General features: G+C 31.4%; 17 protein-coding genes and 1 riboswitch. Of the genes, 6 read left to right on the top strand and 11 right to left on the bottom strand.

What is annotated here, in order from left to right:
- Window positions 1-209 precede the first annotated feature (209 nt).
- Both ACWJKS_RS14325 and ACWJKS_RS14330 read left to right on the top strand, forming a co-directional pair.
- On the top strand, window positions 210-791 hold the full coding sequence (locus tag ACWJKS_RS14325) for a 5-formyltetrahydrofolate cyclo-ligase (protein ID WP_462959824.1): 582 nt from the start codon (window positions 210-212) through the stop codon (window positions 789-791).
- 37 nt (window positions 792-828) lie between these two features.
- Window positions 829-1,575 (top strand): HAD-IB family hydrolase, encoded by a 747-nt coding sequence (locus tag ACWJKS_RS14330; RefSeq protein ID WP_216301987.1) that lies wholly within the window; start codon window positions 829-831, stop codon window positions 1,573-1,575.
- 58 nt (window positions 1,576-1,633) lie between these two features.
- On the opposite strand, the gene ACWJKS_RS14335 is transcribed toward ACWJKS_RS14330, so the two are convergent.
- The 6 genes from ACWJKS_RS14335 to ACWJKS_RS14360 all read right to left on the bottom strand — a co-directional run bounded on the left by ACWJKS_RS14335 (window position 1,634) and on the right by ACWJKS_RS14360 (window position 6,423).
- The gene (locus ACWJKS_RS14335) at window positions 1,634-1,939 is read right to left on the bottom strand and encodes a hypothetical protein (protein ID WP_462959825.1); all 306 of its coding nucleotides are present in this window, start codon (window positions 1,937-1,939) and stop codon (window positions 1,634-1,636) included.
- A gap of 285 nt (window positions 1,940-2,224) precedes the next feature.
- Window positions 2,225-2,686, bottom strand: coding sequence for a 6,7-dimethyl-8-ribityllumazine synthase (gene ribH, locus ACWJKS_RS14340; RefSeq protein WP_216301985.1), 462 nt, complete (start codon window positions 2,684-2,686; stop codon window positions 2,225-2,227).
- A 55-nt stretch (window positions 2,687-2,741) separates the two neighbouring features.
- Window positions 2,742-3,950: a bifunctional 3,4-dihydroxy-2-butanone-4-phosphate synthase/GTP cyclohydrolase II gene (locus ACWJKS_RS14345; protein WP_462959826.1), complete on the bottom strand. Its 1,209-nt coding sequence runs from the start codon at window positions 3,948-3,950 to the stop codon at window positions 2,742-2,744.
- 84 nt (window positions 3,951-4,034) lie between these two features.
- The gene (locus ACWJKS_RS14350; RefSeq protein WP_462959827.1) at window positions 4,035-4,685 is read right to left on the bottom strand and encodes a riboflavin synthase; all 651 of its coding nucleotides are present in this window, start codon (window positions 4,683-4,685) and stop codon (window positions 4,035-4,037) included.
- Window positions 4,670-5,776, bottom strand: a complete 1,107-nt coding sequence (gene ribD, locus ACWJKS_RS14355) for a bifunctional diaminohydroxyphosphoribosylaminopyrimidine deaminase/5-amino-6-(5-phosphoribosylamino)uracil reductase RibD (protein ID WP_216301982.1) — start codon at window positions 5,774-5,776, stop codon at window positions 4,670-4,672. The genes ACWJKS_RS14350 and ribD overlap by 16 nt, the downstream gene beginning before the upstream one ends.
- A 293-nt stretch (window positions 5,777-6,069) precedes the next feature.
- A riboswitch (FMN riboswitch) is annotated at window positions 6,070-6,183 on the bottom strand.
- A gap of 105 nt (window positions 6,184-6,288) precedes the next feature.
- Window positions 6,289-6,423, bottom strand: coding sequence for a hypothetical protein (locus ACWJKS_RS14360; RefSeq protein ID WP_258280636.1), 135 nt, complete (start codon window positions 6,421-6,423; stop codon window positions 6,289-6,291).
- Between the two features lie 213 nt (window positions 6,424-6,636).
- Here ACWJKS_RS14360 and ACWJKS_RS14365 point away from each other — a divergent pair, with 213 nt between their 5' ends.
- From ACWJKS_RS14365 to ACWJKS_RS14375, 3 genes are read left to right on the top strand one after another with little or no spacing between them, the layout of a single operon-like run.
- Window positions 6,637-7,434 carry an amino acid ABC transporter substrate-binding protein gene (locus ACWJKS_RS14365; RefSeq protein WP_462959828.1) on the top strand — a complete coding sequence of 266 codons (798 nt, stop codon included), beginning with the start codon at window positions 6,637-6,639 and terminating at the stop codon, window positions 7,432-7,434.
- Between the two features lie 33 nt (window positions 7,435-7,467).
- A complete protein-coding gene (locus ACWJKS_RS14370; RefSeq protein WP_462953642.1) occupies window positions 7,468-8,109 on the top strand; it encodes an amino acid ABC transporter permease in 642 nt (213 codons plus the stop codon).
- 33 nt (window positions 8,110-8,142) lie between these two features.
- Window positions 8,143-8,883, top strand: coding sequence for an amino acid ABC transporter ATP-binding protein (locus ACWJKS_RS14375; RefSeq protein WP_462959829.1), 741 nt, complete (start codon window positions 8,143-8,145; stop codon window positions 8,881-8,883).
- 488 nt (window positions 8,884-9,371) lie between these two features.
- On the opposite strand, the gene megL is transcribed toward ACWJKS_RS14375, so the two are convergent.
- From megL to ACWJKS_RS14395, 4 genes are all read right to left on the bottom strand, one after another.
- On the bottom strand, window positions 9,372-10,574 hold the full coding sequence (gene megL, locus ACWJKS_RS14380) for a methionine gamma-lyase (protein WP_216301978.1): 1,203 nt from the start codon (window positions 10,572-10,574) through the stop codon (window positions 9,372-9,374).
- A gap of 88 nt (window positions 10,575-10,662) precedes the next feature.
- Window positions 10,663-11,073: a hypothetical protein gene (locus tag ACWJKS_RS14385; RefSeq protein WP_462959830.1), complete on the bottom strand. Its 411-nt coding sequence runs from the start codon at window positions 11,071-11,073 to the stop codon at window positions 10,663-10,665.
- A gap of 16 nt (window positions 11,074-11,089) precedes the next feature.
- A complete protein-coding gene (locus ACWJKS_RS14390) occupies window positions 11,090-13,063 on the bottom strand; it encodes a DUF4153 domain-containing protein (protein ID WP_462959831.1) in 1,974 nt (657 codons plus the stop codon).
- Between the two features lie 482 nt (window positions 13,064-13,545).
- On the bottom strand, window positions 13,546-14,844 hold the full coding sequence (locus ACWJKS_RS14395; protein WP_462959832.1) for an IS30 family transposase: 1,299 nt from the start codon (window positions 14,842-14,844) through the stop codon (window positions 13,546-13,548).
- Window positions 14,845-15,201: 357 nt separating this feature from the next.
- Between ACWJKS_RS14395 and ACWJKS_RS14400 the strand changes: the two genes are divergently transcribed.
- Window positions 15,202-15,786 carry a phosphatase PAP2 family protein gene (locus tag ACWJKS_RS14400; RefSeq protein ID WP_216301974.1) on the top strand — a complete coding sequence of 195 codons (585 nt, stop codon included), beginning with the start codon at window positions 15,202-15,204 and terminating at the stop codon, window positions 15,784-15,786.
- Between the two features lie 383 nt (window positions 15,787-16,169).
- On the opposite strand, the gene ptsG is transcribed toward ACWJKS_RS14400, so the two are convergent.
- On the bottom strand, window positions 16,170-17,705 hold the full coding sequence (gene ptsG, locus ACWJKS_RS14405) for a glucose-specific PTS transporter subunit IIBC (protein ID WP_216301973.1): 1,536 nt from the start codon (window positions 17,703-17,705) through the stop codon (window positions 16,170-16,172).
- Window positions 17,706-18,163 lie beyond the last annotated feature (458 nt).

Here is an 18,163-nt window from a genome sequence, read left to right on the forward strand (position 1 = left end):
TATTATAATTATAGACTTCCCAATTTATAATTTTTAATGTATTAATGCATTACTTGAGACTTATGGAAGTGTTATTTTGCTTAAGATTGGTTATCTAAAATAATATAAACTTATATATAATTCTATAAATTGCATATATGATAAACATATGTTATACTAATTTAAATTTTATAGTATAATATTTAAATAATTTCTAGGGGAGGGTACTTATGGAAGATAATCTTAAAGATACTTTAAGAAAAAATATGCTACATCAAAGAAAAAGTATGAAGATTCAAGATGTAAGTAATTTTAGCAATAAAATTATAGGCACAATTATGGAGTTACCTGAATTTATAAATTGCAAAAATATCATGTTATACCTAAGTTTCAATAAAGAAGTTGATACATATCCTCTTGCCAAGTGGTGTTTGGATAACGGTAAAACAGTAATTGCACCCTATTGCATACAATCTAAGCGAGAAATAATACCTTTTAAAATAAATAATCTTACTACTGATCTTTCTAAATCTAGTATTGGTGTTATGGAGCCAAAACATGACTCATTAGATAAAGTTAATATTGAGGATATAGATTTAATAATAGTTCCCGGCGTAGTATTTGATAAACATTGCAATAGGATAGGTTTTGGTGCTGGTTATTATGATAGATTTTTACCTAAAAAGACGAAACTTACTCCTACTATAGGCATGGCCTATGACTATCAAATAGTTGATAAAGTGCCCACTGATGAATATGATGTGCCATTGGATTTCATAATCACTGAAAAAAGAATAATATTTCCCGAATAGCTAGTTTTAAATTTCTTAAAATAATTATATTATACCGATGTTGGAGGTGATCACTTTGAAAAAAAGAATAGCTGCTTTCTTTGATATTGATGGTACTCTCTATAGAGATAGTTTAATTAGTGAGGTATTCAAAAAATTGATTAAAAGCGAAATAATAGAAAATGATAAATGGTACAAAGAAGTAAAACCCTATTATGTTAAATGGGATAAGCGAATAGGAAATTATGATAATTACCTGCTTAAAATGGCTGATATTTATACCGAGGCCATAATTGGACTTCATAAGTGTCAAATCGAGTTTATTGCTAAGCAAATTGTAAAGCAAAAAGGGGATAGGGTTTATACCTACACCCGTGATAGAATTAAATGGCATAAGAGCCAGGGTCATATCATTATCACTGTATCAGGCAGTCCAATAGAACTTGTACGCGAAATGTCTATAAAATACGGGTTTGATGATTATATAGGAACAAAGTATCAATTGAATAAAGATAATATTTACACTGGTGCTATTATTCCTATGTGGGATAGTGTTAGTAAGCATGCCGCCATAGAACATTTTGTTTGTAAATATAATATTGATTTGGATCAAAGTTATGCTTATGGAGATACTTCCGGAGATTACTCTATGTTAAAGTTAATTAGTAACCCTACAGTAATAAACCCTACTAAAGAACTACTCCTAAAAATTCTAGACGATGATGCATTAAAAGAAAAAATTAATATAATGCTAGAAAGAAAAGATGTGGTTTACAAGCTAAAACCAGAGCACATTGAAATATAATATTTTAATCTAAAAAATTAAAAACAGAATGGAAGTCCGCAACCTTCCATTCTGTTTATTATTTTTTGGTTGAAAATTTCTTTTTGGATACTATCGAATAAACAATCCATATGAGAAATAAACCTCCAATTGTTATATTTGTTATTACATTTTTTAATAAAGGTAACCCTTGTCCGAGGAAAGTACCAATTAGAATCATTCCTCCCATTGAAATTAAAACAAGCTTATTTAGTTTTATATATTCATCTAAATTTTCGCCCTTATATTTTTTCCCCTGCTTCTTATCAAAATTCAAACCAGAAACAACAGCCGATGCACCCATCATAATAAATATAATAGTAAATACACTATCGCCTATACCCATTTGGACTACCCCCATTCTACTTATCTTTAAGAATAGTATATCATAAGTATACAGGAAAGCGAAAAAAGTCTAGGGGTGCAGAACAGTTAATAATTGTTATGCACCCCTACTGAATACCCAAAGTAGTACTTAAAAATCAGCTGAATAGTAAGTATGGTATTTATCCGAAGTGACTCGCAATAAGAAACGTATAAACTATTAAATTTGATTTAGAATTTCTTAATCGAATTTCCAGTTTTAAGTTCATTTGCAATTCACGCAGGAGAATTTTTTTACTCTATTATTTTAAATTTCTTTTAATAAATTTGCCATTTCTATTGCAGTTACTGCAGCATCATACCCTTTATTACCTGCTTTTGTACCCGCTCTTTCAATAGCTTGCTCGATATTCTCAGTAGTAAGAATTCCAAAAATAATTGGAACTCCTGTTTCGAGTGATACAGATGCAATTCCCTTAGTTACCTCACCAGATACATATTCATAATGAGATGTAGCGCCTCTTATTACTGCTCCTAAACATATCACACCATCATACTTACCAGACTTAGCCATTTTTTTTGCAACTAGAGGTATTTCAAATGCACCAGGCACCCATGCAATTTCAACATTTTCTTCTGTAACTCCGTGACGTTTTAAACCATCTAGTGCTCCCGTTAATAATTTTCCACCTATAAATTCATTAAATCTTGCTACTATAATCCCAAATTTTAAACCTTCTGCTATTAATTTACCTTCATACGTTATCATTTCTATTCCTCCTATTAATTTAATATCATATTGTTTACTTGAATGTGCTTAACACTTATACTCGTTCAGGGTCAAGTAAATGTCCCATTTTTTCTCTTTTAGTTTGCAAATAAAACTTATCTTTTTCATTGTGATTCATAACTATTGGCACTCTATCAACTATGTCAATACCATAGCCTGAAATTCCTGTTATTTTTTTAGGATTGTTAGTCATGAGTCTTATTTTTGTAGCACCTAATAGTTCCAATATCTGAGCTCCAATGCCATAATCTCTCATGTCTACAGGGAAACCTAAAGCTACATTTGCTTCTGCGGTATCCATTCCTTTATCTTGAAGATTGTATGCCTTTAGCTTATTAATTAACCCTATTCCACGTCCTTCCTGCCTCATATAAAGCAATATTCCATTTTTCTCTTTTGCTATTGCTTTCATGGCCGCATCATATTGTTCTCCACAATCACATCTCATAGAGCCTAGTGCATCTCCAGTAAGACACTCAGAGTGCACCCTAACAAGTACAGATTCACTACTTCTTACATCACCTTTGACTAATGCTACATGATGCTCTCCATTTATCTTATTAACAAATCCATAGATAGTAAATTCACCATATCTAGTTGGCATTTGTGCCTCCGTAACCATTTCTACAAGGCATTCAGTTTTTCTCCTGTAAGCAATTAAATCTACTATGGTAATCATTTTTAAATCATGTTTTTTCACATAATCCATAAGCTCTGGCACCCTAGACATTGATCCATCTTCATTCATAATTTCACAAATCACACCTGCAGGATATAACCCTGCAAGTCTTGCTAAATCAACAGCAGCCTCTGTATGACCGCCCCTATTTAATACGCCACCCTCTCTTGCTGCTAGAGGAAATACATGGCCTGGTCTATTGAAATCTTTTGATGAAGCCTCCGAATCTATCACCTTTAATATAGTAGTTGCCCTCTCTGCAGCTGATATTCCTGTAGTGGTAGTTACAGCATCAATAGAAACAGAAAATGCTGTTCCATGCACATCAGTATTATTTACCACCATCTGATTTATATTTAACTTATCTAATCTATCTTTAACTATAGGCATGCATATAAGTCCACGTGCATACTTAGCCATAAAATTTATGTTTTCCTGAGTAGCTTTCTCAGCTGCTATAATTAAATCTCCTTCATTTTCCCTATCTTCATCATCTACCACAACAACCATTTTTCCATTTTTAATATCTTCTAAAGCTTCTTCAATAGTATTAAATTTATACATTTTTCCACCCCTTAATTATCACTTTGTGCTGTAATCATCACTTTTGGTGATGTAATATTATTTGCTGTGTCTACAACTGATTGCTTATACAAATCCATTTTTTTCGAGAAAATCCATACCAATAGATTTCTTTTTTTCTGGAGCTTCACCATGTTTAAGCAGTTTTTCAATATACTTCGCCATCATATCACTTTCAAGGTTAACCTCGTCACCTACCTTTTTATTAATTAAAGTAGTTTCCCCTTTTGTATGAGGTATAATTGATACTTTGAAAATGTTTTCATCAACATATGCTACAGTTAAACTAATACCGTCAATCGCTATTGATCCTTTATGTACAATATACTTTAATATATCCACTGTAGTTTCTACAGACACCCAGGTGGCATTTTCTTCGATGCACAAATCTACAATAGTTCCTATTCCGTCAATATGTCCACTTACTATATGCCCTCCTAACCTATCACTAGCCATTAATGCCCTTTCCAAATTTACATGAGAACCAGATTTCAATTCCCCTAAATTACTACTTCTTATAGTCTCCGCCATTACATCTACACTGAAGCTATTTTTATAAAATTCTGTTACAGTAAGGCACACTCCATTGGTGCTAATACTGTCACCAATCTTTATTCCACACATAACCTTTGCAGCTTTTATGGTAATTCTCGCAGACCTCGCACCTTTTTCTATAGACTTTATTTCTCCAATTTCCTCAATTAACCCTGTAAACATCTATTCACGTACCCTTCTATCATAATGTCCTCGTTAAATCTAGTTACTTCAGTATCCGTAAGCAATATAGCATCACTTACATGTTCTATTCCCTGTCCTCCTACTGGAGTCTTACCTGTTGTTCCGCCGAATATTTTCGGGGAAATAAAAGTAATAACCTTATCAACGATGCCTTCTTCTAATGCAGCATAATTTAGAGTACTGCCACCCTCAATCAAAATACTATCTATCCCCATATCACCTAGTACTCTCATTAAATAGTTTAAATTCACTCGGTTATTTTTACTTGGCGTTATAATAACTTGTGCGCCTTTTTGTTTAATAGCTTCAATTTTTGTCTCTTTCGCAAATTTTGTTGTAACGACAATAGTTTTTGTTTTTTCATCACATTTTAACACCTTTGCATCTATTGGTATTTTTGCTGTGCTATCTATAATTATCCTTATTGGGTTTTTGCTAATTATGCATTCTCTTCTTGTAGTAAGTTCTGGATCATCACTTAGGACAGTTCCAATTCCCACCATAATTCCAGTTACCATATGCCTTAATTCATGCACATACGCTCTAGATTTTTCATTACTTATCCACTTTGACTCACCAATAGAAGTTGCTATTTTTCCGTCTATTGTCATAGCAGTTTTCATGATGCAAAATGGCTTTTTATGAGTTATGTATTTTACAAATATTTCATTTGTTTTCTTTATTTCAGTTTCCATTATGCCCGTAGTTACTTCTATGCCACTACTTCTTAGAATTTCTATTCCCTTCCCTGCAACTAATGGGTTAGGGTCTATCATTCCAATTACCACTTTAGATATTTTATTTTGCACTATAGCATCAGCGCAAGGTGGCGTTTTACCATAGTGTGCGCAAGGCTCTAAAGTTACATACATTGTTGCACCTTCTACATTTTCTTTGGCATTTTTAAAAGCATTTACTTCTGCATGTGGTCCACCAAAATATTCATGATACCCCTCACCGATTATCCTATTATCTTTTACAATAACAGCGCCAACCAATGGATTAGGATTTACAAACCCCACCGCTTTTTTAGATAATTCAAGTGCTCTTCTCATATAATAATTATCCAATTTATCACCCCTAATTCTATAATTCTGGTGCCAATCTTCATAAATATTTCTCTCTTAGTATGCATAACTTTGATCAAATAAAATCATATATGTGGCTAAAATAATAAAAGCCCTGAAAACAAAGTTTTCAGGGCTCAATAAGCTAATTATATATCTAGTCAAATCATCACCTATCGGTGCTGTTAAATCATCACCTATCGGTGCTGTTCACTAAATATATTCACAATAAAATATAAAAGCAGTATTAACTATTTTTCATAGTTAATAAATGAAAATCTCCTATATTTATCATTATTCTCCTTCTCTCATCCAGACTTTACTGTCGGCTCTGGAATTAAACCAGATCTACCTTTCGGCTCGCGGGCTATACCGCCGGTTGGGAATTTAACCCTACCCTGAAGGATCTATTAAATTTTCAACTTAAGAATACCACTTTGTTATTTTAATGTCAAGCGAATCTTATAAATATAAACAATTAATCAAAATATTAGCTATAAACACTTTTAAATGATTTATTTGTTTTTTTTATTTCTTGTTTCATTATTTTTAATATTTACATCATTCGTATGCATATCTTTGTCATTATCAGTTCTCTTAATTCCTACTGAAGATAATTGCTCATTAGTAAGTTTCTGCTTTATACTCATTTAAAACACTCCCCTTTCTTCATTTATATTTTCCACTGGAAGAGAGATTTATACTACTATGATTTTCCCATCTATTCTAAAAAATTTATAAATTTTTATCTTGTAATAATTTTATATTTATATATAAGTTAATTAATCTTTAATTTACCGCTTTACATAACTAACGTAATAAAGTAATATTGTATTTATAGAATTCATAAAGGAGTGTTAATAATGAAAATTAAATTTAACTTACTAATTGTGGCAATACTTTCAACCGCTATTTTATCTGGCTGCGGAAACACCCCCACAGCTGATAATTCTTTAAAAGATATACAAGACAAAAAAGAACTAATAATTGGTCTTGATGATAACTTTCCACCAATGGGATTTAGAGATAAAAGTGGTGAAATTGTAGGCTTTGACATTGATATGGCAAAAGAAGTAGGCAAGCGAATGGGCGTAAAAGTAACCTTTAAACCAGTAGAATGGGACGGAATTATATTAAGTCTAAACAATAAAGATATTGATGCCATATGGAATGGATTAACAATAACAGATAAGAGAAAAGAACAAATTGCTTTTTCTAAAGTATACCTTCAAAATAAGCAAACAATTATTGTAAAAAACAAGTCAACTATTTCTAAAAAAAGTGATTTAACTGATAAAATTGTAGGTTTGCAAATGGGTAGCAGCAGTGAAGCTGCACTTGCTAAAGATTCACTACTTACTAACTCACTAAAGGAGGCCAAGAAATATTCAAACAATACAGAAGCGCTACTCGATTTAAACGCTGGTCGTATTGATGCTGTTATAGTGGATGAGGTAGTTGGAAGATACTATGCTAGTAAAAAACCTGGTGATTATAAAGTTATTAATGAAAATCTAGGAGTAGAAGATTATGGCGTAGGTATAAGAAAAACTGATACACGCCTTACTGCAGAAATAAATAAGCAACTAGATGAAATACAAAATGATGGAACTGCCAATACTATATCAAAGAAATGGTTCGGCAAAGATATAATCAAATAATAATTATGAATTTTTTCTGAAGGAGTGTTAGATTTGGCTAATTTTATAGACATTACAACTTATATTTTAAAAGGGAGCCTCTTTACAATTGAATTGTATTTTGCAACAATAATCTTTTGTTTGCCTCTTGGAATAATAGGCGCACTAATCAAAGTTTCAAATTTAAAAATACTTAGTAAGATTGTGGACCTCTATACTTGGTTATTTCGCGGAACACCCTTACTTCTCCAACTGTTTTTTACATATTTCGGGTTACCTATTATAGGCATTAAATTTTCTCCTTTTACTGCAGCCGTTCTTACCTTTTCTTTGAATTACGGAGCTTATTTTACAGAAATATTCAGATCCGGTATTCAATCTATAGATAAAGGCCAATACGAGGCCGCTAAAGTCTTAGGCATGAATTATAGACAAACTATGTCAAAAATAATACTACCCCAAGCCTTTAAACGGATAATTCCACCAACTTGTAATGAGGCGATTACTCTAATAAAAGATACCGCTTTAGTAGCTGCAATTGGATTACAAGATTTACTAAGAGCTGCTAGGGAAATTGTAACTAGAGATTTTACAATCGCTCCTTTTTTTATTGCCGCAATAATATATTTAATCTTTACTTCTCTTATTGTGTTGGCTTTTAAAAAGCTTGAAAAAAAATATTCAATTTACGAATAAAGAACAATGTGATAAATAAAGGATGGTGCTACTATGGATTTACTCAAGATATGTAAAATAAATAAAAGTTATGATAAAACCCAGGTTTTAAAGAATGTATCTTTAAGTTTGAAAAAAGGCGAGGTAATATCAATTATCGGTCCTTCTGGCTCTGGGAAAAGCACTCTGCTTAGGTGCATAAGTGGTCTTGAGCATATGGATAATGGACTCATTGAATTTAATGGCGTAACTATTGCAGAATCTAAAAAGAAAATTAATAATATTGAATCAATTAATGCTGCTAAAAAAATAGGTATGGTTTTTCAAAACTTCAATCTATTCCCTCATAAAACCGTTCTTGAGAATATAATTGAAGCTCCTATTATAGTAAATAATATAGATAAGAAAGATGCTATAGACATTGCAGAAAAATTACTTTTAAAAGTGGATTTAATAGATAAAATAAATTCTTATCCTTGTACTCTCTCTGGTGGACAAAAGCAAAGAATTGCAATTGCTAGATGTCTTGCAATGAATCCAGAATTAATTCTTTTTGATGAACCAACTTCTGCATTAGACCCTGAACTAGTCAGCGAAGTGTTGAAGGTCATTAAATCTCTTGCCATTGATAAAATATCACTCATAGTAGTTACCCATGAAATGCAATTTGCAAGAGAAATATCAGATAGAATTATTTTCATGGAAAATGGAGAAATACTATCGAACTCCACTCCTGAATTACTATTTTCTAATTCTAACCATGCCAGGGTAAAACAATTTTTAAACCTTGCATAGCTATGAAATCAAACCTTTATAAAAATTATAAAAAATTCAACTATAGGAATGACACTTTTTCCATGGCTTCTATGTCTTAATTCACAAATCAATTAATTATTAAATCACATTTTTCTAACATGTATTATATAATATTTAGAATTAATATATAAAAAGGAGCATTACTGATCACAATTTCAATTAAATCTAAATACAATAAATTTTTGGCATCTTGGGGAATAATAAATTTTTATGGCCCCCTAACTTCAAGAAAATCAACATTTAAGGAAATTAATAACCACAATAACAAACAAAAACACCCAATCAAAATATCCGATATAAGCATGATTAGAGGGTTTAATTAATATAAGATAGAAATGAAGATACTGATGTTATATGGAATGGATTAACAATAACAGATAATAGAAAATAAAAAAACAGGAATTATTATCTACGTGGTAACATGTGAGATAATAATTCCTATTTTCACTTATTTACTATACTAATTACTATTTAATAATTAAATTAAGAGCTTGGTCTAGATCGGCAATAATATCCTCAACATTTTCAAGACCTACTGCCAATCTTATTAAACCATCACTTATACCAGCTTCTAATCTTTCCTCTGGTGAATATGGTGAATGAGTCATTGAAGCAGGATGTTCAATTAAAGTTTCAGCATCTCCTAAACTAACAGCTATACTACAAAGCTTAGTGGAATTTATAACCTTTTTACCTTCTTCAATTCCACCCTTTATTACAAAAGCAATAATCCCGCCTGGAAGATCCATTTGTTTTTTTGCTAATTCATATTGAGGAAAACTTTTAAGTCCTGGGTAATATACGTTTTCTACTGCTGGATGGGCTTCTAAAAATTCAGCTACAGCCATTGCATTTTTGCAATGTCTTTCCATTCTTATTTCTAGTGTTTTCATTCCTCTTATAATCAAAAATGCATCAAAAGGACTTAAACTAGCTCCAGTCATATCCTTAACACCAAATAATCTAACTCCGTCAATAAATTCTTTAGATCCAACAGCAAAACCAGAAATTACGTCTCCATGCCCATTTATAAATTTAGTTCCAGAGTGTACTACAACGTCTGCACCTAGTTCTAATGGTCTTTGTATGTATGGAGTGCTAAATGTATTATCCACTATAACCATACAATTTTCTTGTGCGTGGGCAATCTTTGATATTTCCTCAATATCTGTTATAAGCAATGTTGGATTTGCAGGTGTTTCTAAGAAAATAACTTTTGTATTTTCTTTCATAGCATTTCTAACATTTTCTGGATTTGAAACATCAACAAAAGTAACTTCAACACCATATCTAGAAATACCATGAGCCAAAAATGCATGAGTACAGCCATAAAGCGTTTGTGCTGCAACTATATGATCTCCAGCCTTTAACGCTGTCCACATAGTTGAAGATATAGCTCCTATGCCTGATGCCATAGACATACAAGCTTCTCCACCTTCAAGCATGGCCAATTTTTCTTCTAAAACTGTATTAGTAGGGTTCCCAAGTCTTGTATAAATATAGCCATCTTCCGTTCCTGCAAATCTATTTCCACCTTGCTGTGCTGAATCAAAAACAAAAGTAGCTGTTTGATGTATTGGAGTAGCCAATGCACCATATTGATCTTTCTTATTGCCTCCATGTATAGCTTTAGTTGCAAATCCACTATTACGTAAATGTTCTCTATCCATTACAATTCCCCCCAAAGTAATTTTTTCTTGGTTTATAAATATATAAGCAACTATCCTGCTATTTATTACTAAAATATTCTTTTAATTATTATATTAAATTTTTACTATAGCCATCAAAAACATACCAACATAAACATAACTGAATTATACTAAAAAGCATAAATCCAACAGTTGCCAAGTACGTCTCTCCTAAAATTAATACTTGAGCAATAAGGCTCATAATTAATATCCCACCTATTACAGCAGACACAACCCATGACCTACTATTTCCTTTTCTAAAACTAAAGATTGCTGCTATAATATTTCCGAGTCCAAATACTAGGATTGCAATAATACCAGGAGTAACCCAGCTATCAAATGGAACTTTTGATAGCCATTCTTTTGGATACTCAATAAATATTCCATCACTTGAACTTACCATCATTACTCCAATGCAAATAGCGCCCACTGCTAACATCAAGTCGTAAACCCCTAATAAATTTTCTCTTATTTTTTTCAATTTACATTACCACCTTTTACTCTATAACCTTTCTAGCTCTATATTTAGAATAATTAAATTCATACCAGGAATCGCCTTCTAATAACTCTTTCTTCATATTGTTTATATAAGTATTTATCTCACTAGAAATGAAAGCGTTAGAATCATCTTTTAGTCTTAATATCTCTGGAATAGCATCATATGATAAAGTTTTTAGATATTGTACATCCATTTTCTGAGTTTTATAATATATGTCTATATTTTTTTCAGCAATTATTCTATCTACATTAATATAGTTCACTAATATAAACATACTCAAAACAATTACTATTAAAATCTTATTAAGTGGTATTCTTCTATTCCAAATGCCAATTACCGCTACTATAAATAACATAAATAACATCAGCATAAATATATGAACGAAAATCCTTAAATAGGTAAATCCATAAGTTTGCTCATATAAAGACATCTTATAATGAGCTGAAACTAGCATGTTTAATGTAAATGCTACAAGCACGGTTAAAAATACATCGGATATTATATTTATTGTCTTATTGTCCTTTTTAATAAATTTCATACTGCTTAGTAATATTGTAAAATTAATTATTGTAACAGCCACAAGCTCAAAGAACCCTTTTCTTGCATATTCTGAATAAGTAAATTCGTGAGGAAGAAAATTATCCCCTCCACCATAAAGATAAGAAAACTGTACTATTGAAAATAAAAGATATACTATATTTATCATAAAAATGATTGTTAAAACAGTAACTGGCTCCCATTGTATATCCTTATTTTTAGTTCTGCCCCCATCACAGCTATATTTAAAGCTCCATATATATGAAAATATAATTATGAAAGTTATGATAATAACTAATAAACTGCCTATGATTTTACCTACGTCTATATCCTTAATTCCAATTGAAAAATTGGTTACATAGTCCTTGAATACCATATCTGCTGATGTTAATAAAACTAAAATAACAATTAATAATGGGATAGAAATAATTACTCCTCTTAATATATTTTTCTTCGTAGAACTTATTTCTTTTTTATTTCTCGTAGTTATACTACATTTACTAAATGTAAAAGGCTTACAAGCATTCTCTACAATAGCTTTAATGCCTATGCTAATCACTTTCTTTATTACATCTGCACTATCCCATTTTATATTCTCATACCTAATTAATACTGTACTTACTCCAGCAAGTACCAATATCATAATCCCGTTAAACAAGTTCAAAACATTATTAGAGTGAATAGAATAATTTAATGCTATTAGCAATGTAGGAATAATGGTAATATATCCAATACTATTTTTAATCCTAATCTTTTCTCTTACACTCCATAAAAAAAATCCCATGAACATAATATAAAAAATAGGAATAGAAACACCAATTTGTTTACCATTAAAAAATCTTTCACAAATTATTGATAAAATAAGTGCAATGCCCATAGTATATATTTTTTCATGTATACCAATTTGGGAATCTATGTTTTTTATTTCCTTCATACGTTTTTTCTTTAATAGTTGCATATTATTATACTTATAATCTGGATAAGAAAACAACAAGTCTTCCACTGATTTTAACCAACTTTCACTATAATCTTGCTCTATACATTCTTCCAATAAAATTCTCAAATAATTTATATCACTTCTACGAAATTCTTCTTTTTCAGATAAAGAAATCCATTTTAGACCATCCATATCTAAATTACCTACAGATTTTTCAATTTTTTTTGTTGAAAAATCAAAATTATCACTTACACTTTCTATATTAACTAAATAAGTTTCTGTATATAAACAAGACTGTGTATTAAGTTTAAAAACAACTTTATAAGGCATATTTATTTCCTCTGTAATCACGCGTCCAATTGCATTATCAGCACTTTCCCATCCATTAATTTCTCCTTTTACAAAAAAATTAATATCTTCTTTATTTTCTTTATGACCATATGCCATAAGAACCCTATTATCTTTTATAATAATAGCTTGCACAAACCTCTTCTCCATTATAAGTACCCCCCGCAATTTTAATGTTCTATCCTGCATTCAAACATATTCCCTGATATGCATTTCAACTCTCTACAAATTCTATATTACTACTATACGAGTTATTTATCAATATATTTTTATTGTTTTTCAATAAAAATATATTGATTTGCGTTTATATTCAATTTTACAATTCTATAATTGTAAAATATGAACCTCAATTGCAAAGCGATATGCCACTTTGTAAATTGAAATGCAACGTTTGTAATTGACAATTGAATATTTGTAAATGAAATGCAACCTTTGTATCTGAAAAGCCAGTTTTGAAACCCAAAAGCCACATTTGTAATCCAAATGCAGTTTGATTTTTCGGTTTTTTGATGTATGATAATAGAAAATATGCATGCCGAATAGAGGTCAACTCACTCTCGATTTTTTTGTAATCGGAGAATCCACCCCTATTTTAGGATTGTATGGATAGCTGGCGGCACTGTTTTATATTTTTATTTTTTGAGAAGAATTGGTTTTAACATGATGTCGCTGGCTGCTACCGGTGTACACCCTAGGTTTTGTAAAATCTCTTCTCCATGGTAAAAGCTGAACGTTTCGTATGGGCTACGGTTGTTCAGTTTTTTTCTTTTATAGGAATCAATGTGATTCATCATTAGGCTGATATTTTCCTGTGTCAGATGATCGAAGCTGTTTCCCTTCGGAAGAATCCGCCTAATCATCTCATGGTTAACCTCAATGGCTCCCTTTTGATAGGGACTTCCAGCATCACAATAAAATACATTGGTACGATGTCCTGAGAATTTTTCAGTACCATATTCAATTGCCTTTGGATTCGAAAATTCGCTCCCGTTGTCTGTAAGAATTACAGGGAAAAGGGCTGTAAAAACCTCCTTCCCAAGGGTTTCATAAAGTGTTTCATAAATATCCGTTACTGATTTTGAAGTATTTGCATCTCTAAGAAATGCTAACATCAAGCTGGTATCTACAAAGTGAATCGTTAAAAGGCATTTGCCACCCTTACTTCCAATCACAGAATCCATCTGTACAACAGTGGTATCCTGATTTTTAGCAAGGAATGCCTGAAAGTCATTATAGTTGCGCCCAATGCGGCAGCCTTTATCTACCTTGAATTCCGGTTTTTTATACCTTTCGCGGAACTTGACTTTTCTCGGAAGATCAATATTTCGCACATCGAAAAGGCAGGCATCTATGTAGTTGTAAATAGTCTTTTCACTACACATAATTTCATCTTCATGCGTAACATATATCTGATGAACAGATTGACCGTTTTGAACTAGTGGAGAAATTATTTTATTGAGTCTGGCTACTTCATCTTCCGATACACACAATCCACTTCTGGACTGTGAAATGGCTTCGTGAGCTTTCATATGGGCATGCTCCGCATTGTATATATTTTTTAATAAAGAGCATTTTCCAAGCGTTTCACAACCATTACAGACATAGGGAACCCTAAAGCGGGCAGTACAGATTTCCAAAATGAAATCAGGACAGTTATCATTACAGGATTGACAAAGCTTACAGTAGATGGTTGTTTTTCTTGTGCAGTTTTTACCGCATACATCCTTATACCTGCAGTTAAAACGATTTTTACAGGCATTGTACGGATATCCCGAATAACCTGTTGCAACCTCTGAACTGTGCTTACGTATTTCTCTGGAGATGGTGGTTGGATTCTTTTCCAATCTTCGGCTGATTTCTTTAAAGGAAAGACTTTCTTTTAAGAATTTTTGTATCTCGAGCCTTTCTTCATAGGTGAAAAACGTTGACATATATCCTCCATTCTGCCGCCAACTCTTTTAGGATATGTAATTTTGAATGTTAGTAAAACAAAAGACTGACACATACCAATATTTTTGTATACCGAGATGCAACCTCTTGGCATATATATTTTATTTAAGAATTATACCTCAATTGTAAATAGAACAGGTTGCTTTTAGATTTACAATTGAGTTGTAAAATATGAATAATATCTTACTCCTGTGTTAACAAATAATATAAATGTAGCTTTTAATTGTAGATTTTGATATAATATTAGCTGATGCTTATGACTTAATTGGAATTTTATACATTAACTATCGAATGAATATTAATGTTCAATGTAATATAGAAAGGATGATTAAATTAACATGCTTTATTATTTAGCAACTTCTATGAATTTGGGATGGAATCAATTTTATATTGCTGTTTCAAAATCTTCTGACCCTGAATTACAGATTTTAATAACCCTATTGGTTTTTATTATATTATATCTTTGGAACAACAAATTGGAAGCCATTTGCTGTGTATTTAATATTGGAATTACTGGCTTTACCAATTTGATGCTTAAAAACACTGTACAACGATCTAGACCCCTGGGAGTAAGATTAGTTGAAGCTGATGGCTATAGTTTCCCTAGCGGCCATTCTTCGATTTCTACAGCTATTGGTATTGTTCTTATTTACTTTATACTTAAGCGAATGAAGAATAAAAAAATTGCCTATCTACTTAGCTGTTTTATATTCGCATATTTAATTCTTGTAGGAGTTAGTAGGGTTTATGTGGGTGTTCACTATCCAACAGATGTGCTTGGTGGATGGGTTATCGCTATACTATGGTCTTTCATTAGTCTTGCAGCTTATAGGTTTTGTATGAACAAAGGACTAAACGAGTATTTAGATAAACATTTCACTATTAAACTTAATATTTTTAAACATAAACCAAAATCTAAATAGTTTTACTATACTATAAAGCCCTAATTATTCATAATTGAATAATTAGGGCTTTACCTTTAAATATTTTTTTTATTATTCTTTACAACTTTACCATATTTTTTTATAAATAAAAATCTTCAAATTAGTATTCTCGCAGGCTCTAGTGCATGGATCTCATATGTGGTTTTATATTCAAGATTTATTGGTGAATGCTTAATCTATAATAAAACTATATTTTCCATTAATTTGAGCTTAATGATACTAGCCTTAATATTAATATATTATCTATTAATAAACACTAGAAAGCAATACAGTTCAGTATAAGCATAAAAAAACATTAGATAAGTATATTACTTATCTAATGTTTTTTGTGTTAAAATTTATTTTTAATTGAAGTTATAATATTATTTATCTAAACCCTTAGCTATAACCTCTTTAACCTCTGTTTTTATATGCTCTGCTCTTGTTCCAAATATTGCTTGAATGCTGTCACCAACTTCAAGAACTCCCGCAGCTCCTAATTTCTTAAGTTCTGCCTTATCAACATTTTTAGCATCTACAACACTTACACGTAAGCGAGTAATGCAAGCATCTAAATTTGTTATATTTTCTTTTCCACCTAATGCTTTTAATACTAATATTGCATGTTCTTGACCTTTAAGATTAGTTTTTGTAGTACTTGTGCCTTCTTCTTCATCTACTTCACGACCTGGAGTTTTAAGATTCCATTTTCTTATAACAAAACGGAATCCGAAGTAGTAAATCACTGCTAATGCTAATCCTACAGGAATTACTAACCACCAAGCTGTTCTATTTGGAATTACACCAAATAACAAGTAATCTATAAGTCCACCTGAAAATGTCATTCCTATTTTAACATTTAAAAGCTGCATTGTCATAAATGATAATCCTGCAAATACGCAGTGAATTCCGAACAATACTGGTGCTACGAATAAGAATGAAAATTCAATTGGTTCTGTAATACCTGTTAAGAAAGAAGTTAGAGCTGCTGACCCCATAATACCAGCTATTAACACCCTTTTTTCAGGTTTTGCTTCATGAATCATTGCAAGTGCTGCTGCTGGAAGCCCAAACATCATAAATGGGAATTTACCGGCCATAAAGGTTCCTGCTGTAAATGATACTCCATCTTTTAACTGAGCCATAAAAATAGCTTGATCTCCGTTAACTACTTGACCAGCTTTGTTTATATACTCACCAAATTGATACCAAAATGGATTATAGAAAATGTGATGTAATCCAAATGGAATTAATGATCTTTCTATTACTCCAAATACGAAGGCTGATACTGTTGGATTAGCCTCAATCATACTTTTTGAGAAGACATTTAAACCATGTTGAATTGGAGGCCATACAAAACTCATTGCAATACCTATTCCAATTGCAGCTACTGCTGTAGCTATAGGTACAAATCTCTTACCTGCAAAGAATCCGAGGTAAGAAGGTAACTCAATGTTGTAATATTTTTTATATAATTGTGCCGCTACAATACCTATTATAATACCGCCAAATACTCCTGTTGAAAGTGTTGGAATTCCTAATACGTTTGCAAACTCTGGATGTGCATGACCCACTGTTAAATCTAGAGTGACTCCTGAGACAATACCTAAAGTTTTATTCATTATTAAGAACCCAACTATTGCTGCAAGTCCTGCAACTCCTTCACCCTCGGCTAGACCTACCGCAACCCCTACTGCAAATAATAATGCAAGATTACCAAAAATAACATCGCCAGACTGTTCCATAATTTTAGCTACTAATTGGAACCAACCAGCATTAAATATCGGTGCATTTGCTAAAAATTGTTCACTTTGAAACATATTACCGAATCCAAGCAGTAACCCTGCAGCTGGTAATAGCGCTACTGGTAGCATTAAAGCTTTTCCTACCTTTTGTAAAACACCAAAAGCTTTTTTCATTTATATTCCCCTCTCTTTTGTGGCATGTATCAAAAACAAAAAACATGAGCAAAGTCATTATAATATTATAGCTTCACCTAAATGTAGCCATAATATTATAACAACTTTTGCTCATGCCTGATTGTATCAGTAACACGCAATTTTAATTATTAAATTAGTTTTCAGTGTAAACTTTTACACGATGATTCACACTCATTATCGTCTTATATATACATGATATCATGCATTATTAATTTTTTCAACATTTTTTTAACATTTTTAATAAAAATCAGCTTTTAATGTCCTCTGATCAAGTTATATTAATTTTCTATAAACTAAAAATAAGCTAACAAAGTGATAAATCATTTTGTTAGCTTATTTTTTGCAATTACATCTTTAGTTTTTTATATTACTTCTTATTTAACTGTGTTACCATTTTGATTCTTTTTCTGAGTTTTATCTTTAGTATCCTTAGAACC

Source organism: Clostridium sp. CM038 (assembly GCF_055081105.1).

What these genes read in the sequence shown, in the direction of transcription:
- ACWJKS_RS14395 (WP_462959832.1), bottom strand. Translation starts at nt 14,844, where the DNA reads ATGTCAACGTTTTTCACCTATGAAGAAAGGCTCGAGATACAAAAATTC.
- ACWJKS_RS14365 (WP_462959828.1), top strand. Translation starts at nt 6,637, where the DNA reads ATGAAAATTAAATTTAACTTACTAATTGTGGCAATACTTTCAACCGCT.
- ACWJKS_RS14400 (WP_216301974.1), top strand. Translation starts at nt 15,202, where the DNA reads ATGCTTTATTATTTAGCAACTTCTATGAATTTGGGATGGAATCAATTT.
- ptsG (WP_216301973.1), bottom strand. Translation starts at nt 17,705, where the DNA reads ATGAAAAAAGCTTTTGGTGTTTTACAAAAGGTAGGAAAAGCTTTAATG.
- megL (WP_216301978.1), bottom strand. Translation starts at nt 10,574, where the DNA reads ATGGATAGAGAACATTTACGTAATAGTGGATTTGCAACTAAAGCTATA.
- ACWJKS_RS14330 (WP_216301987.1), top strand. Translation starts at nt 829, where the DNA reads ATGTTGGAGGTGATCACTTTGAAAAAAAGAATAGCTGCTTTCTTTGAT.
- ACWJKS_RS14345 (WP_462959826.1), bottom strand. Translation starts at nt 3,950, where the DNA reads ATGTATAAATTTAATACTATTGAAGAAGCTTTAGAAGATATTAAAAAT.
- ACWJKS_RS14360 (WP_258280636.1), bottom strand. Translation starts at nt 6,423, where the DNA reads ATGAGTATAAAGCAGAAACTTACTAATGAGCAATTATCTTCAGTAGGA.
- ACWJKS_RS14335 (WP_462959825.1), bottom strand. Translation starts at nt 1,939, where the DNA reads ATGGGTATAGGCGATAGTGTATTTACTATTATATTTATTATGATGGGT.
- ACWJKS_RS14325 (WP_462959824.1), top strand. Translation starts at nt 210, where the DNA reads ATGGAAGATAATCTTAAAGATACTTTAAGAAAAAATATGCTACATCAA.
- ACWJKS_RS14375 (WP_462959829.1), top strand. Translation starts at nt 8,143, where the DNA reads ATGGATTTACTCAAGATATGTAAAATAAATAAAAGTTATGATAAAACC.
- ribH (WP_216301985.1), bottom strand. Translation starts at nt 2,686, where the DNA reads ATGATAACGTATGAAGGTAAATTAATAGCAGAAGGTTTAAAATTTGGG.
- ACWJKS_RS14350 (WP_462959827.1), bottom strand. Translation starts at nt 4,685, where the DNA reads ATGTTTACAGGGTTAATTGAGGAAATTGGAGAAATAAAGTCTATAGAA.
- ACWJKS_RS14390 (WP_462959831.1), bottom strand. Translation starts at nt 13,063, where the DNA reads ATGGAGAAGAGGTTTGTGCAAGCTATTATTATAAAAGATAATAGGGTT.